The organism is Rhizobium sp. USDA 4016, from assembly GCF_056279705.1.
This window is the reverse complement of the sequence record NZ_JBWCCY010000002.1, coordinates 2,268,618-2,283,851: the sequence shown is the minus strand read 5'-3', so window position 1 is coordinate 2,283,851 and position 15,234 is coordinate 2,268,618. Positions and strand designations below refer to the sequence as shown.

14 protein-coding genes and 2 pseudogenes are annotated in these 15,234 nt (G+C 60.4%); 14 read left to right on the top strand and 2 right to left on the bottom strand.

Annotated elements, in window-relative coordinates; all coding sequences use genetic code 11:
- Positions 1-23 precede the first annotated feature (23 nt).
- The 7 genes from ACZ9DP_RS11985 (at position 24) to ACZ9DP_RS11955 (ending at position 7,397) form a co-directional block, all read left to right on the top strand.
- The gene (locus tag ACZ9DP_RS11985) at positions 24-1,100 is read left to right on the top strand and encodes an ABC transporter substrate-binding protein (protein WP_283073383.1); all 1,077 of its coding nucleotides are present in this window, start codon (positions 24-26) and stop codon (positions 1,098-1,100) included.
- Positions 1,090-2,004 carry an ABC transporter permease gene (locus ACZ9DP_RS11980; protein ID WP_476201865.1) on the top strand — a complete coding sequence of 305 codons (915 nt, stop codon included), beginning with the start codon at positions 1,090-1,092 and terminating at the stop codon, positions 2,002-2,004. The genes ACZ9DP_RS11985 and ACZ9DP_RS11980 overlap by 11 nt, the downstream gene beginning before the upstream one ends.
- 12 nt (positions 2,005-2,016) lie before the next feature.
- Entirely contained in the window at positions 2,017-2,796 is a 780-nt protein-coding gene (locus tag ACZ9DP_RS11975; RefSeq protein ID WP_239601567.1) for an ABC transporter permease, read from the top strand.
- A complete protein-coding gene (locus ACZ9DP_RS11970; RefSeq protein ID WP_476201864.1) occupies positions 2,783-3,832 on the top strand; it encodes an ABC transporter ATP-binding protein in 1,050 nt (349 codons plus the stop codon). The genes ACZ9DP_RS11975 and ACZ9DP_RS11970 overlap by 14 nt, the downstream gene beginning before the upstream one ends.
- A gap of 4 nt (positions 3,833-3,836) precedes the next feature.
- The gene (locus tag ACZ9DP_RS11965) at positions 3,837-4,433 is read left to right on the top strand and encodes a cysteine hydrolase family protein (RefSeq protein WP_476201863.1); all 597 of its coding nucleotides are present in this window, start codon (positions 3,837-3,839) and stop codon (positions 4,431-4,433) included.
- Between the two features lie 67 nt (positions 4,434-4,500).
- Positions 4,501-4,992, top strand: coding sequence for a MarR family winged helix-turn-helix transcriptional regulator (locus ACZ9DP_RS11960; protein ID WP_476201861.1), 492 nt, complete (start codon positions 4,501-4,503; stop codon positions 4,990-4,992).
- Positions 4,993-5,045: 53 nt separating this feature from the next.
- The gene (locus ACZ9DP_RS11955) at positions 5,046-7,397 is read left to right on the top strand and encodes a beta-glucosidase (RefSeq protein WP_476201859.1); all 2,352 of its coding nucleotides are present in this window, start codon (positions 5,046-5,048) and stop codon (positions 7,395-7,397) included.
- A gap of 325 nt (positions 7,398-7,722) precedes the next feature.
- Here ACZ9DP_RS11955 and ACZ9DP_RS11950 read toward each other — a convergent pair whose 3' ends face one another.
- Positions 7,723-8,052: a hypothetical protein gene (locus tag ACZ9DP_RS11950; protein WP_476201857.1), complete on the bottom strand. Its 330-nt coding sequence runs from the start codon at positions 8,050-8,052 to the stop codon at positions 7,723-7,725.
- Positions 8,053-8,327: 275 nt separating this feature from the next.
- Here ACZ9DP_RS11950 and ACZ9DP_RS11945 point away from each other — a divergent pair.
- Positions 8,328-8,603, top strand: a pseudogene (locus ACZ9DP_RS11945) (DUF4440 domain-containing protein); the annotation flags it as partial.
- Positions 8,604-8,852: 249 nt separating this feature from the next.
- Here the strand turns inward: ACZ9DP_RS11945 and ACZ9DP_RS11940 are convergent.
- Positions 8,853-8,933, bottom strand: a pseudogene (locus ACZ9DP_RS11940) (integrase); the annotation flags it as partial.
- Positions 8,934-9,232: 299 nt separating this feature from the next.
- Here ACZ9DP_RS11940 and ACZ9DP_RS11935 point away from each other — a divergent pair.
- The 6 genes from ACZ9DP_RS11935 (at position 9,233) to ACZ9DP_RS11910 (ending at position 15,202) form a co-directional block, all read left to right on the top strand.
- Positions 9,233-10,426 carry an ABC transporter substrate-binding protein gene (locus tag ACZ9DP_RS11935; RefSeq protein ID WP_476201855.1) on the top strand — a complete coding sequence of 398 codons (1,194 nt, stop codon included), beginning with the start codon at positions 9,233-9,235 and terminating at the stop codon, positions 10,424-10,426.
- 24 nt (positions 10,427-10,450) lie between these two features.
- Positions 10,451-11,323 carry a branched-chain amino acid ABC transporter permease gene (locus ACZ9DP_RS11930; protein WP_476201853.1) on the top strand — a complete coding sequence of 291 codons (873 nt, stop codon included), beginning with the start codon at positions 10,451-10,453 and terminating at the stop codon, positions 11,321-11,323.
- A gap of 43 nt (positions 11,324-11,366) precedes the next feature.
- Complete coding sequence (locus tag ACZ9DP_RS11925) at positions 11,367-12,353, top strand: branched-chain amino acid ABC transporter permease (protein ID WP_476201851.1); 987 nt, start codon at positions 11,367-11,369, stop codon at positions 12,351-12,353.
- Positions 12,350-13,123 (top strand): ABC transporter ATP-binding protein, encoded by a 774-nt coding sequence (locus tag ACZ9DP_RS11920; RefSeq protein ID WP_476201849.1) that lies wholly within the window; start codon positions 12,350-12,352, stop codon positions 13,121-13,123. The genes ACZ9DP_RS11925 and ACZ9DP_RS11920 overlap by 4 nt, the downstream gene beginning before the upstream one ends.
- On the top strand, positions 13,113-13,856 hold the full coding sequence (locus ACZ9DP_RS11915; protein ID WP_476201847.1) for a branched-chain amino acid ABC transporter ATP-binding protein: 744 nt from the start codon (positions 13,113-13,115) through the stop codon (positions 13,854-13,856). Before ACZ9DP_RS11920 ends, ACZ9DP_RS11915 begins: the two co-directional genes overlap by 11 nt.
- A 137-nt stretch (positions 13,857-13,993) precedes the next feature.
- Positions 13,994-15,202 (top strand): aspartate transaminase, encoded by a 1,209-nt coding sequence (locus tag ACZ9DP_RS11910; protein WP_476201845.1) that lies wholly within the window; start codon positions 13,994-13,996, stop codon positions 15,200-15,202.
- Positions 15,203-15,234 lie beyond the last annotated feature (32 nt).

The window sequence follows — 15,234 nt, the reverse complement described above, 5'->3', positions numbered from 1 at the left end:
ACCAGTTCAAAGAGGGTAACATCATGACTGGAATCACAAGACGCAATGCACTCAAGCTGATGTCCGCGACGTTTATCGCCGGCGCCAGCGTTTCCATGCTGCCGAAGATGGCCTTTTCGGCCGGCACGATCACGGTCCTCAACTGGCAGGGCTACGGCACGGACGAAGCCTGGTCGATCAAGGCTTTCCAGGAAGCGACCGGCGTCGAGGTCGTGCACGACTACTACAGCTCGGAAGCCGAAATGCTGACGAAGCTGCGCACCAATCCGGGGACCTATGACCTCGTCGTCCTCAATGCAGCGCGCTGCGCCCAGGCGATGGCGGAAGATCTGATCTCGCCGATCGACTTTGCCAAGGTGCCGAATATCGCCTCGGTCGCGGCAAACCTGCGCTCCAACGAGAACTTCAACAAGGATGGCGTCGGTTATGCGGTGCCGTGGGTCTGGGGTCTCACCGCCGTTGCCATGCGTGAAGGCCTGCCGAAGGCAGACAGCTATGCCGTGCTCGGCGATGCGGCCTACAAAGGGCGTGTCGGTCTCCAGGACGATGCCGTTGGCGTCATTGCGGCAGCGGCCCTGCTCACCGGCCAGGACATGAACAATCCGAAGGATCTCGATCTCGTCAAGGAAACCCTCAAGGGCTTCAAGCCGAACGTCAAGTTGCTCTGGTCGACCGAAGACCAGTGGAACAAGTCCTTCGCAGCCAAGGAATTCGATGTGGCAATGTACTGGTCGGGCGGCGCCGTCCGTTCGCGGCGCGTCAGCAAGCTGCCGGTCGATTTCGTCGTTCCGAAGGAAGGCGGCATCGGCTGGGTCGACGGTCTCGGCATTCCGGTCGACGCCCCGAATGCCGAGGGCGCGCATGCCTTCGCAAACTGGATGATCGATCCGAAGTTCTACGTCGAATGGGCAACCAAGGCCGGCGCGCCGGCATCGGCCAACACCGCTGCCATGGAAAGCCTGCCGGCGGACGACCTTAGCCGCCAGATCCACAAGCCGGAATACATTGCCACCATGAGCATCATGTCGGCGCTGCCGGACGATCGCCGCGAGGCCTTCAACAACCTCTGGCAGGAAGTGAAAGCCTTCTATGCGGAGTGACACCATCCTCAACGATGCGGCGCGCGGATCTTCGGATCCGCGCCAGCGCCGCCCGATCCCGGCCTGGGTGGCCACGACAGCCCTTTTGCTGCCGACCTATGGCTGGTTGACGCTGGCGGTTCTGTTGCCGCTCCTGACGATGTTCGTTTTCAGCTTCATGTCGGCGACGCCGATGGGTAAGACGCCCATCGTCTTCACGCTGAAGCACTACCGCGCCTTCATCGATCAACCCTATCTGATCAACATTGCCTGGACCTCGCTGGTCATCGGTTTCTGGACGACGCTGCTCTGCGCCATTTTCGGCTTTCTTGCCGCTGTCGCGCTGGCAAGGGCGACGGTCGGGCGCATGCGCGAGACATTGCTGATCCTGCTCCTCCTGCCATTCTGGACAAACGGCCTGGTTCGCGTCTTCTCCTGGACGATGGTCCTGCGGGAAAACGGCTTTCTCGACAGCGTGGTGCATATGCTCTTGCCGGATATCGGCTCGGCTTCCTTCCTTTATTCCCGCTATGCCATCGTTCTCGGCCTCGTCCATGGGTACCTGCCCTACATGATCCTCACCTGCTATATCGCCCTGTCGACAATCGATGACGCGATCATCGAGGCGGCGGCAAGCCTCGGGGCGCGCTGGTGGACGATCCTTCTGCGCATTCTCCTGCCACTTGCAGCGCCTGGTCTGATTTCCGGCGCGGTGCTCACCTTCGTGCCCGTCATCGGGTCCTTCATGGAGCCACGCATCCTCGGCGGCAAGGTGGGCGTCACCATGGGAACGGTGATCGAGGACCAGTTCACCCAGGCCTTCAACTGGCCGCTCGGGGCGGCCCTTTCGTTCACGCTGCTCGCCGTGGTTCTCGCGATCTTTGCAACCTTCTCCGGCGTCCTGCGCCGCGGCACGACGGCTTAAGGGAGCGCAACGATGACACAGATTGGCCGCATCTACCTTCTGGTGATCCTGTTCTTCCTCTACACGCCGATCCTGGTGATGATGGCAATGGGCTTCAACGAATCCCAGCTCTACGAACTGCCCTTCAGCTTCTCCACCCGCTGGTATGTCGCCCTGATGGACAACCAGCAGCTCCTGAAGGCCGGAATGAACAGCATCATCATCGCGCTCATCACGGCGGCGATCGCAACCTGTCTCGGCACGATGGCCTCCATCGCGCTGTCGCGGCGTACGTTCCGCGGCAAAAGCCTGCTGCAACTGCTTCTCCTGCCGCCGATCGCCATCCCATGGCTGATCACCGGCACGGCCATGCTTGTCTTCTTCTACTGGTCCGGCATCGGACGCGGCATGCACGCGCTGCTCATCGGCCACGTTGCCCTGGCGATCCCCTATGTCGTGCTGGTGGTGGGCACCGGCTTCAATACGATCCGGGCCGATCTGGAAGAGGCGGCGATGAGCCTCGGTTCGACGCCCATCCATGCCTTCTTCGCTGTGACGCTGCCGCTTCTGTTTCCGAGCATTCTGGGCGCGGCGCTCTTTGCCTTCGCCGTTTCCCTCGACCAGTTCGTGATTTCGTATTTTCTTGCCACGCCCGGCTACTCGACGCTGCCGGTGCAGATCTACTCCGCGATCCGCAAGGGCTTCACGCCCGAAATCAATGCAATTTCGACGCTGCTCCTTCTCGGCTCGATGGCTGCGATCCTGATCTTTGCGCGTTTCGCCAAACCCGGAGATGTAAGTGACAAACGTTAACGTACACGCGGTCGCCAAGACCTATGGCACGACGCCGGTTCTGACCGATATCACCACGGACTTTCCGGAAGGTTCCTTCACCAGTCTTCTCGGACCATCCGGATCGGGCAAGACGACGCTGCTGCGCATCATTGCCGGCTTCATCCGGCCGGACGAGGGTGTCGTCAGCATCGGCGGCAAGGATGTCACGCATGTTCCGGTTTGGGGCCGCAACATCGGCATGATGTTCCAGTCCTACGCTCTGTTCCCGCACATGACGATCGCACAAAACGTGTCCTTCGGCCTTGGCCGTCGCGGCATTCACGGCGCGGAAGCGCGCAAGCAGGTCGATGCGGCCCTGGAAATGGTTCGTCTCCCGGGTTTCGCCGATCGCATGCCGAAGCAGCTTTCGGGCGGCCAGCAACAGCGTGTTGCGCTGGCGCGGGCCTTGGTCATCAAGCCGAGCGTCCTGCTTCTTGACGAGCCCCTGTCGGCGCTCGACCGCCGTCTTCGCCAGGAAATGCAGGTAGAGCTCCTTCGCATCCAGCGCGAGACCGGCCTGACAACGATCTTCGTCACGCATGACCAGGAAGAGGCCCTGACCCTTTCCGACAAGGTGGCGATCCTCGATAAGGGTCGCATCGTTCAGATCGGCGATCCGGAGACGGTCTATGAAAAGCCCCTGACGCGGTTCGCTGCCGAGTTTCTCGGCGATTCGAACTTCCTCAGGGGACGTGTCGAGAGCGGTGCTGTTCGTCTCGTCGATGGCACAGTCGTTCACGCAACAGGCGCCCTGCCGGCGGATGGTGCGCAGGCGACGCTGGCTGTGCGCCCGGAAAAGATGTTCGTCGTCAAGGACGCGACACCCGGCAACCGTCTGACGGCGCGCATCACGACGGTGATCTATGCGGGGCAAGCGCTGTCCTACATTCTCGAAACGGCCGATGGCATGCAGGTAAAGCTCTTTGCCCAGAACCGTGACGGCAATGTCCTCAGAGAGGGCGAGACGGTCGTGCTTGGCTGGTCTGCCCACCACACCGTTGCGGTTGCGGACTGAACCGATGCCGCTCGAGCCAATCCCCAAAAGCACGCTGCATCTCGTCATCGATATGCAGCGCCTGTTTGCCGAGGAGACCGCCTGGCACACGCCAGCGATCCGGACGATCCTTCCGAACGTCGTCCGGCTGAGCCGGGAGCGGCTGGCGGAGACGCTCTTCGTCAAATTCATCGTGCCGCAACGGGCGGAAGACGCAAAAGGCCGCTGGAAGAATTACTATCGCCGCTGGTCGATGGTCACGGGCGAGGTTCTTGCTCCCGGAATGCTCGACCTCGTCGAGCCGCTGCTCGGGCTTTCGCGTCTCGAAGCGCAGGTGGAAAAAGAGACGTTTTCCGTTTTCGGTGCTCCCGGATTTGCCGAAAGGCTTGAGGCGTCGGGCATCGACACGCTGGTGTTCAGCGGCGTTGAAACCGATGTCTGCGTGCATGCCAGCGTGCTCGATGCCATCGATCTCGGGTTTCGTGTCATCGTTGCGGCGGACGCGGTGGCGAGCGGCGACGAAACGGCGCATGCCTTCGTTCTCAACCATCTTCTGCCGCGCTTTGCGGAACAGTTGGAAATCGCCACCACTCAGGCCATTCTGGATGCGTGGGCGTCGTGACAGATGGCCTGATCGACGCACACTGAAACGTAGACGGCAAAAGCCATACCGGGAAACGAGAGAGATCATGAACGGTCCCCTAGAAGAACAGCCGTCCCGCCGCGTCCATCATCCCGGCGAAGAGACGATTGCGGGTGGGAGCGGTAATGGCGCCTATGTGCTCGGGGAGCAGATCGGCTTCTTTTTGCGACAGGCAAACCAGCGCCATGTGGCGATCTTCGCCGATCTCATTGCCGAGAGGCTGACGACGACCCAATGGGCGGCGCTGGTCAAGCTCAAGGATCTGCAGCCCTGTTCGCAGGGCAATCTCGGCCGCGAGACGGCGATGGATATGGCGACCATCAAGGGTGTCGTCGACCGTCTCGTCAAGCGGGGTCTGGTGAACACGGCGCCCGACGCCGCCGATGCGCGCCGACTGGTCCTGACTTTGACCCGGGAGGGCGAGGATACGATCGCGCGCAATCTCTCAAAGGCGCTGGACGTTTCGCACAGGACACTCGGCCCTCTCTCTCCCGCGGAGCGCATGATGCTGATCGAGCTTCTCCAGAAAATCTGTTGAGCGCCGGCCTTGGCCGGGTAATGCCATCCCATTCATGAGCATCGAGGCGACCATTGACCGAAGACGATGATGACAAGTTGCAGGCCATTGTTGCTTCGATGAGCGATCAGGAAAAGATCGATTTCGTCAGCGGCCACGGGCTCTGGAGGACCAGGGCCATCGAAAGGCTGGGCATTCCGGCGATCGTCATGACCGACGGAACCTACGGCGTGCGGTATTCGACGACGCAGATCGATTCTGGCTCCGATCCGAATGCGGCGCTTGCAGCCTTCCTTGCCGTGGTGAACCGGCGCGCCGAGGGTGGCGGCGTAGGGATGTTTGGCGACACCCATCCCGCGACATGCTTTCCGAACGGCAATCTTCTTGGCTGCTCGTGGGATATTTCCCTTGCCGAGGACCTCGGGCGGGCGCTGGCGGCCGAGTGCCGCTCGCTTGGTGTCGATTTGCTTCTCGGCCCTGGCATCAACATTCGCCGCACCCCGCTCGCCGGGCGCGCCTACGAATATTATTCCGAAGACCCTGTTGTCAGCGGCGATCTGGCCGCCGGGCTCATTCGTGGCCTGCAAGGGGCTGGCGTCGGTGCCTCGCTCAAGCACTTCGCCTGCAACAACTCGGAAATCGACCGGACCAACATGAGTTCCGACGTCGATGAACGCGCGCTTCGTGAAATATATCTCGCGGGCTTCGAGCGGGCGATCGCAAAGAGCGATCCCTGGACGGTGATGAGTTCCTATAATCCGCTGAACGGCGTGCAGTCGGCGGAAAACCACTGGTTGCTGACAGAGGTCCTGCGCACGGAGTGGGGCTATGACGGCTTGGTGATCTCGGATTGGCATGCGATCAAGGACCGGCCGGCGGCGATCCACGCCGGAACGGATCTCGACATGCCGGAAAGCGGCCCGCGCAAGGCGCGCCTGCGCGCAACCCTTGAGGCCGGGCAGTTGGACCGCGGGGTGCTGGACCGGTCTTGCCGGCGCGTTCTTTCGCTCGTCCGCCGCGTGTCGGAAAAGCGCAATCCGATCGAGCCCGTCGATCTCGATCACCATCACGACCTCGCCCGCCGCATGGCTGCCGAATCGATCGTCCTCCTGAAAAACGATGCCGCCGCGCTGCCGCTCAAGGACATGGCGGGCAAGCGCATTCTTGTTGTCGGCGACGGAGCGATCCGCCCGACCATCCAGGGCTCGGGCTCGGCCACCACGAATCCGTATCGTGTCGACGTTCCCCTGGATGAAATCCGCGCCCATGCCGCAGAGGCGACGATCGATTTCGTGCCTTTCGCCAAGGGTGGCGGCGATGATCTCGAAACGCAGATCGCAGGCGTGCTTGCCAAAGCGCGCGAGACTGACGCGGTCGTTATCTTCGCCAATCATCGCACAGGCGACGAAGGCGAGGGTACCGACCGATCCGACATCCGTCTTGCCTACGGGCAGGATGCGCTAATCGAGGCGGTGGTCGACGCGGGTTGCCGGACCATTGTCGCGCTCACCATGCCCGATGCCGTCGCCATGCCGTGGATCGGCAAGGTCGATGCCGTTCTTGCCTGTTTTTATCCTGGCCAGGGAGGCGGAGCAGCGCTGGCGCAGGTGCTTTTCGGCCTGTCAAACCCGAGCGGAAAGCTGTCCACGACGTTGCCGGTACGGATGGAGGATATTCCGGGCTTCCATACCTATCCGGGGGAAAACGGCCATCATGTCTACAGCGAAGGTATTTTTGCAGGGTACCGCTATTATGACCTGCGGGCCGTGGAGCCGCTCTTCCCGTTCGGCCATGGCTTGAGCTACACGCACTTTGCCTACAGCGATCTTTCGGTGGACACGGACACAGTCGCGCCCGGAGTTCCCATCAAGCTCCGATTCAATCTTTGCAACATCGGGGAGGTTTTCGGGCAGGAGGTCGTGCAGATCTACGTGCGTCCGATCGAACCCGGACTGAAGCGGCCCATCCGTGAGCTTAAGGCCTTCACCAAGCATGGTCTTGCGCCGGGCGAGACGATGCCTGTCGATATCGAGCTTCTGCCGCGAGACTTCCAGTACTACGATGCCGCGACCGGCCGATGGATGTTGCGGGCGAGGGCCTTCGTCATCGAAGTTGCCGCCTCATCGCGCGATATCCGCCTGTCGCAAATTTTATCCTGCGTGCCGGAGCCAATGCCCATTCCGCGGATCGCGACCACCTCGTCACCCGCTGTCGTGTTTAGCCATCCGATGGCCGAGGCGGCGCTGAAAGGCTTAATCGTTGAGCGGCTTAAGATGGGCGCAGATGAAGCCCAGAAGCTTGTCGATGGTATGCGGCAGTCCTTTCTCGGCTTCTACGATACGCTCAGCTGGTCGATCGGCGAAAGCATTCCGGAAGCCGAGCTTGCGGCCCTATTCGCCGCAATAAACGAGGAGACGCTGTCATAGATGCTGTTTTTGGCGCGGGTGAGCCGATGATTACCGGGGTATCCCGCATCGCAAACTTATCCCTTCACTCAGTTCGTCTCTATTTCCTTTGGCGAAAGTGGCGTGTGGAGGGCCGCGAATTTAGGTCGGCACGAAGGCGAACCGCCCGTGAAAGCTTACTGGACGGCGATTCATCGCCGATCACCAGTTTGACCTTGATGCGGAGCGCCTGATGCACCTCGGCAAGCTATCCGCCTTCACCAAAATGGCACGACTTCACGGCGAGCAACGAGAGGTCAGCGTTCTTGGGCAATGGTCCGAGGTGGCCATTGGGAGACCACGATGTTCACCGCAAGCGTGCGACTCGGCGGCGTCGCGGTTCCCAAGGTGCTAAACGAAGAAGGATCACAATCCAGTGGGCGAAAACCGACCACGCCGCGCGCCGCGTATCAGCACGCGTACAGATCGCGCAACGGCGCTGCGGGATGGCCGTGTTCGCTCCGGCAAAGCTCGCAATGGCGGAAAGTGCCGCGTACATGGATGCGTCCAACGGGTCGCGGTCGAGCATCGTGCGCACGTCCACGATCAGTCGCAGACGCGCGGCTTTGGCTTCCGCATCGCGATAGAGACGCCGCAATTCGCGAATGGGAGATGTGATGCCGTCTGCGTCTTCCACGAATTCCCAGTCTTTCAGAAGTTCGACTTATCCTAGATAGCAAGCCATCCGTCAAAATGCATAGGCCATTCGGCAGATCCGATTGCGGCCATTCGGCAGACGCGACGCGGTGCGCGACAAACCATCGCCGACAGGCCGGCAATAATTATGCCGGAGAGACAATGTCAAATTCGATGGAGACTGAAATGAAAAGACATCTGCTTGCCGCTTCCGTGATTTCGCTCCTGGCGACGCCGGCTCTCGCAGAGGAATGCGCGCCGGTCACCAAGCCTTAGGTGGAGCAGCTGTTCGATCGCTGGAACACCTCGCTGGCGACGCTGAATCCCGAAAAGGTCGTCGAAAACTATGCTGCCGATGCCGTCCTCCTGCCGACCCTGTCGAACAAGCCGCGACTGACGCAGGAGGAACGCAAGGAATAGTTCGTAGACTTCCTGAAGAAGCATCCGAAGGGTGAGATCGACAGCCGCACGATTAAACTGGGCTGCAACGAAGCGCTCGACACGGGCATCTACACCTTCACCTTGAAGGACGGCAGCAAGGTTCCGGCGCGTTGCCGACGATTTCGGGTCTCAGCGAGATCGACGCAGGCGGCTCCGTCTTCGTGTTTTTTCCGAAAGTCCCGGGTGCATTGCGAGGATGCGGCGACCGGATACGGCCTGATAAAACCTGCCTACATCAGGGAGCGTACCGCTTCTTCGCCGTGATGCTTCGACCGACTTGCGCAGCGCCTTCCCGCCGGCGTACCGACGTCACAACCCCTGCGGACTTCGTCGGAAATCGGCCCTTCCACGCTGGTAGCGTCAGGTCACGTCCGCCGAGGCATGGCCAGGCTGCTTTTGGACGTAGCGCTCATCGACCTCGATCGAGGAGGCGAGGCCGGCGAGTCATGGGTTGGAGGCGTTGCTCTATAAGGCGTGCTTTGCGGCGAGGAACAATATCATCAAAATCGCCGATGGCTCGTCCGGCTGGGAAGCAAGCTGTTCCAGCAATGCCAAATCGATCGGTTCGCTATAAATAAACGCTATAGCGGCAGAATGGAGTTGTGTTGGCCAGCGACGCTTTCCTGAACCTACTGTGACAGTGTCAGCGCTGGGCTGGCGCAATAAGAGCCGCGGAAAGCGGTCAGGAGTACGCTAGGCCACATGCCAAGCGCTTGCACCCGAGAACATGGAGTGGGAACATGAAACTTATCGTAAGCCGCAGAGCACTTTTCATTTCTACAGCGGTCCTTTCGCTGGCGGTTGCCGTTTCCGGCATGCCAGCTATCGCGCTGGCAGCGGAGGGGACGATCAAACTCGGACTTGTTGCGCCGATGAGCGGCCCGAATGCGCGCTACGGCGCATTTTCGATGCATGGAGCCGAACTCGCTGTCAAAGACATAAATGATGCCGGCGGCGTCGACGGGATGAAAATCGAACTCCTCAACGCCGACAGCCAGGGCACACCGGTTGAAGGCGTTTCGGCGGCCCGTCGTCTGATCGACCAGGAGGGCGTCGACTTCATCATCGGTGACGTTTCCAGCTCGGTGACGCTCGCCATCCAGCCTGTCGCGGAAGATGCCGAAGTCCTTCTCCTCAATGCGGCGTCATCCAATCCGAAGATCACCTACCAGGCTGGTGTCGGCGGCTTCAAGTGGACCTATCGCAACTATCCGACAGATGAGAACCGGGCGCTGATCGTTGCCAAGTATGCCGCAGAGCAGCGTGGCTTTACCAAGTTCGCAGTGCTCTCCGTTGACAGCGACTATGGCCGCTCGGCGATCGCATTCACGAAGAAGTACCTGCCTGACTTCAAGGGAGAGATCCTCAGCGAAGACTACTACAAGGAAGGCGAAGTCGACTTCCGCAGCGTTCTGGCCAAGATCCGCGACAACGGCGCCCAAGCCATCATCATGTACGGCCTCGCCGATACGACGCCCATCATCGCCCGCCAGATGATCGAACTTGGAATAGCAGGCAAGGTCACGCTGATCGGTAACGGCGAGTTCAACACGGAAAAGACCATCAAATCAGCCCCGCCGGCGCTCGAAGGTGCCGTCGAAGCCGCCGCATGGCTTCCGCAGTTCGACTCCCCGGAAAGCAAGGCTTTCGTCGAGAAGTTCACGGCCACGTACAACGAAGCCCCGAACAACCACGCCTATGTTCACTGGGATACCGTCAATCTTTTCGCAGCGGCGATCAAGCAGGCCGGCAGCGCGGACAAGGCGAAGGTTCGCGACGCACTCTCCAAGATCAAGTATAAGAGCCCGGTTGGCGAAGTCACTTTCGACGACCACAACCAGGCCCGCCTGCCTATGATCCTGCTGCAGATCGAGAATGGCAAGCCGAGCATCAAGGGTGCATACACAGCGGACATTCAATACCCTGCCAAGTAATCTGCCGGGAGGAGGAGTACGCCCATGCTCTCGACCATACTTGAGCAATCTGTGAATGGAATCGTGACTGGTTCGGTTTACGCAATCGTCGCCGTCGGCATGACCATGATTTTCGGCGTGCTGAGAGCCATCAACTTTGCTCACGGCGAGTACTATATGCTCGGCACGTTCGGGGCCTGGTTTGCGATCGACTATCTCGGTCTGTCCTACGAAGCCTCGATTGTCGTGGGGGTTCTTGCGACAAGTGCCGTTGCCTATGTGGTCGGGCAACTCGTCATGCGCCGTATGGTCGGTGCGCCCGCGGAGTCGGGCGTGCTCGCCACCCTTGGCATCGCGCTGATCCTGCAGAACACCATCATTCTCGTCTTCGGCGGAGGCTACAAGTTCTTCGCCGGAGGCTATATCGAACCGGTTTCCATTCTGGGCTTCAGCCTGGCCCAGCAGCGCATTCTCATTCTCGTCGTCTGTTTGCTGGTATTCATCGGCCTCGAACTGATGGTTACCTACAGCCGCATGGGCAAGTCGATGCGCGCCGTTTCCCAGAACGTCGAGTGCTGCAGCGTCGTCGGCATCGATGTGCCGCAGGTGGTGCTTCGAACCTTCATGCTGGGGGCGGCCCTCGCCGCACTTTCAGGTGTACTCACGGCGCCGGTCAATGTCAGCGTTTATGGCGGCATGGGCGAGCTGATCACGTTCAAGACGCTGCCGATCATCATCATGGGCGGTTTGGGGAATGTGCGCGGCACGTTCGTTGCGGCGATGATCCTTGGCGTGGCCGAGAGCCTGGTCGCCACCTATGTCGGCCTGCAATTCCGCGACACCGTCGGCTTCGCCACGCTGATCCTGATGCTGATGTGGCGACCGCATGGTCTCTTTTCGACGCAGGCGCGCTTCTAGCAGCGGCGCCCGCCGACCTCTCTCGAACTACCGAGGACCAGACATGTCTCTCACAGAAACCGCTCAACAGGCACGCAGGCGCGACCTTCGCATACCGCTCGCCACAGTCCTGGTCGTCGTCGCGCTCGCCGCGCCGTTCATCGGCAGCCGTTACATCACCCATTCCCTGATCATCGCCCTGATCTTCATGCTTCCGGCACATGGGCTCAATCTGCTTGTCGGCTATACCGGTCTTCTTTCATTGGCCCAGGCCGCGTTCTTCGGCATCGGCGCCTATACGGCAGGTCTTCTCGCCGTCACCTACGGAACGCCGTTCTACGTCAATCTCATCGCCGCGGGCGCCGTCTCCGGAGCCCTTGCTCTTCCGCTCGGCATTCCCGCCTTGCGTCTGCGCTCGACGTCTTTCGTGATGTGCACCCTGGGTTTCGTGATCATCGGTCAGGCGATCGCCAAGAACTGGATCTCGCTCACCCGCGGGGACATGGGGCTTTCGAGCATTCCGAAACCATATTTCGAGTTGGGCCCGCTTTCGTTCACCGTATCCGGTACGACGAACTTCTACTATCTTGCCCTGATCATCGGGACCCTCGCCACCTTTGCCGCCTGGGCGATCGTCCGCTCGCCCGCCGGGCGAAACATGGTGGCGATCCGTGAGAACGAAACGCTCGCCGAGTCTCTCGGCGTCCCCACCTGGCGCTACAAGCTGATCGTTTTTATGATCAGCGCGGTGTTCGCCGGGGTCGGCGGCTGCCTTTACGCCTATTACCTGACGGTCGTCAGCCCGCTGACCTTCCAGATGTATTATTCGACCACGATGCTGATCATCGTGCTGGGAGGCGGGGCGGGGATGATTTCCGGCACCGTATTTGGAAGCCTGCTCTTCGTGGGGCTGACGGAGGCGCTGCGCATCACGCCCGAACTGCGCATGATCGCTTACGGCTTCTGCCTTCTCGTCCTTGTCTTCTGGTTCAAGAATGGATTTGCGCCGCTCATCAATCGCTTCTGGAATGCGATCGGAGGCGCGAAATGACCAGTCATCTTCCCCTTCTCGAGATCAAGAACCTCAGCAAGTCCTACGGCGCGGTCAAGGCCGTCAACGATGTCAGCATTCACATCGACCGGGGTGAGATCGCAGGTCTGATCGGACCGAACGGCTCCGGCAAGTCGACCTTCTTCGATTGCAGCACCGGCCTTGCGAAGCCAGACACCGGCAAGGTCGTCCTTGACGGACAGGACATAACTGGCTGGTCCTTGAACCGCATCGCCCGCGAAGGCCGCATGCTGCGGTCTTTCCAGAAGACCGTGACCTTCAAGTCGCTCGACGTCGAGGAGAACCTGGTCATCGCCGGCCAGATGTTCACCTTCCCGTCCATCGCATCGACCTTCGGTCTCGGAAAGATGTCCCGTCAGCGCGTCGATGGTCTCAGGGAGAGAGCCCGAGACCTCATCAAGATGGCGGGTCTTTGGGATGTGCGCCATCAGCCGGCGGGCAATCTGTCGGGCGGACAGCAGAAGCTCATCCAGTTCGCATCCATGCTGATGCCCGAACCAAAGCTCATCCTGCTGGATGAGCCGATGGCCGGTATCAATCCGAAGGTCATCGAACGCGTCGTCGACACCATCCTCTATGCAAACAAGTCGCTTGGCGTGAGCTTCCTGGTGATCGAACACAATATCGATGTCGTAACGAGCATTTGCCAGCGCGTCATCGTGCTCGACCAGGGAGCCAAGCTCGTCGAAGGCTTGCCAGGCGACATCATTCAGGATCAGCGCGTCAGGGAGGCCTATCTTGGCGGGTGACTCGAACCTTTTGATACGCGACCTGCGCGCAGGTTACGGCAATCTGGACATTCTCAACGGCGTCGATCTCGACGTGCCCGCGGGACAGTTCGTGGCGCTCATGGGGCCGAACGGGGCTGGCAAGTCCACTCTTCTCAAGACGCTCTATGGCATGACGACCATCAAGCAGGGGAACATTGACTGGCGCGGCAAGAACATCGCGGGCTGCAAGTCGAGGGCCATTCTGGACGAGGGGATTTCCTTCGTGCCTCAGGGGCGCTGCAACTTCCCTGTTATGACCGTCGACGAAAATCTGCAGATGGCGGCCTATACCATCCGCGACGCCAAGGTGAAGGCCGACCGCGATTACGTCTACGACCTCTTTCCGATCCTCAAGAAACGCCGTGCCACACTCGCCGGCAACATGTCCGGCGGCGAGCAGCAGTTGCTCGAAGTGGCGATGGCGGTGCTACAGCGGCCAAAGGTGTTGCTGGTTGACGAGCCTTCGGTCGGGCTGTCGCCGGCTGCGATCGGTATCGTGTTCGACGAGCTTCTTCGACTTCACGCAGACGGCATGACGATCCTGCTGGTCGAGCAGAACACCAAGAAAGCCATGGAAGTGGCCCAACGCGCGGTCATCCTGAGACTTGGCAAAGTCATCTGGGACGGCCTGCCGAAAGACATCACCCATGACGAGCTCGGCGAACTTTTCCTGACCGGGAAGATGCGCGGCGAAACCGAAGCCTTCCACTGAAGCCGATCTCGGCTCTCTACTGCATACTTCCTTAAATCGGAAGGATAAAATTATGCAGCAATTCAAAGCGTTACAGCGTCCTTTGCGCGTCTGAAAAGACGCGCGGCGCTGTAGGAATAAGAAACGAGGAAATCCCAATGAGCACCTTCGTGCCTGCATCGCGTGTGTCTAATATCAAGGTTTCGCCAAGCACGGCTGCGGCAGCCCGCGCTCGCGAATTGAAGGCGGCGGGTCGCGACATCGTCGATCTGACCGTCGGCGAGCCGGACTTCGACACGCCTGACAACATCAAGGCCGCAGCGCACGCGGCCATCGACAGGGGCGAAACGAAATATACCGCCGTCAACGGCACGCCTGCGCTGCGCAAGGCAATCATCGGCGATTTCCAGCGTCGCCTCGGCTTGAGCTACGCGGACAACGAAATCTGCGTGGGCGGAGGCGCCAAGCAGATTCTCTTTCTCGCGCTGATGGCGAGCGTAGAAAACGATGCCGAGGTGATCATTCCCGCACCATACTGGGTTTCCTATCCCGATATGGTCATTGCCAATGAAGGCAAGCCGGTCATCATCGAATGCCCGCAGGAAACAGGCTTCAAGCTCACGCCGGAGGCTTTGGAAAAGGCGATTACGCCGAAGACCTTGTGGCTGATCCTCAACGCGCCGTCCAATCCGACGGGCGCGGCATATGACAGGAGCGAGCTCGGAGCCCTCGGAAAAGTGCTGCTGCGCCATCCCCACGTCTTCGTGCTCTCCGACGATATCTACGACCAGGTCTGGTTCAAGGACGAGCCGATGACGACGCTGGTTGCCGCCGTCCCGGAACTGAGGGAGCGTGTTCTCCTGACCAACGGCGTCTCCAAGTCCTACGCCATGACCGGATGGCGTATCGGCTACGCCGCGGGTCCGGCCGCATTGATCGCGGCCATCAATAAGCTGCAGTCGCAGATGTCGTCTTGCCCGTCGTCGGTCAGTCAGGCCGCAGCCGCCTATGGGCTGTCTTCGGATCAGTCATTCGTTATGGAAAGCGTGAAAGTCTACAAAGAGCGCCGCGATTATGCGTGCTCACGACTCAATGCCGTGCCCGGCCTCTCCTGCCTCGTGCCGGATGGGGCCTTTTATCTGTTTCCGAACTGCGCCGGTGTCATCGGCAAGAAGACTCCCGAAGGCAAGACGATCGAGACGGACCTCGATTTTGTACTCTATCTGCTCGATGGCGTCGGGGTCGCGGCGCTGCAGGGTGCCGCCTACGGAGTATCGCCCCATTTCCGCCTGTCGATCGCGACGTCGATGGAGACGATCAGGCAAGCATGTGATCGCATCGAACAAGCCGTTGCCGGGCTGCGTTAACCGCGAAAGGCCGGTGGGACTTGCGTCCCTCC

Excerpts from the sequence above, each read along its gene's own strand:
- ACZ9DP_RS11980 (WP_476201865.1), top strand. The coding sequence starts at position 1,090 with ATGCGGAGTGACACCATCCTCAACGATGCGGCGCGCGGATCTTCGGAT.
- ACZ9DP_RS11920 (WP_476201849.1), top strand. The coding sequence starts at position 12,350 with ATGACCAGTCATCTTCCCCTTCTCGAGATCAAGAACCTCAGCAAGTCC.
- ACZ9DP_RS11935 (WP_476201855.1), top strand. The coding sequence starts at position 9,233 with ATGAAACTTATCGTAAGCCGCAGAGCACTTTTCATTTCTACAGCGGTC.
- ACZ9DP_RS11965 (WP_476201863.1), top strand. The coding sequence starts at position 3,837 with ATGCCGCTCGAGCCAATCCCCAAAAGCACGCTGCATCTCGTCATCGAT.
- ACZ9DP_RS11975 (WP_239601567.1), top strand. The coding sequence starts at position 2,017 with ATGACACAGATTGGCCGCATCTACCTTCTGGTGATCCTGTTCTTCCTC.
- ACZ9DP_RS11930 (WP_476201853.1), top strand. The coding sequence starts at position 10,451 with ATGCTCTCGACCATACTTGAGCAATCTGTGAATGGAATCGTGACTGGT.
- ACZ9DP_RS11925 (WP_476201851.1), top strand. The coding sequence starts at position 11,367 with ATGTCTCTCACAGAAACCGCTCAACAGGCACGCAGGCGCGACCTTCGC.
- ACZ9DP_RS11910 (WP_476201845.1), top strand. The coding sequence starts at position 13,994 with ATGAGCACCTTCGTGCCTGCATCGCGTGTGTCTAATATCAAGGTTTCG.
- ACZ9DP_RS11960 (WP_476201861.1), top strand. The coding sequence starts at position 4,501 with ATGAACGGTCCCCTAGAAGAACAGCCGTCCCGCCGCGTCCATCATCCC.
- ACZ9DP_RS11985 (WP_283073383.1), top strand. The coding sequence starts at position 24 with ATGACTGGAATCACAAGACGCAATGCACTCAAGCTGATGTCCGCGACG.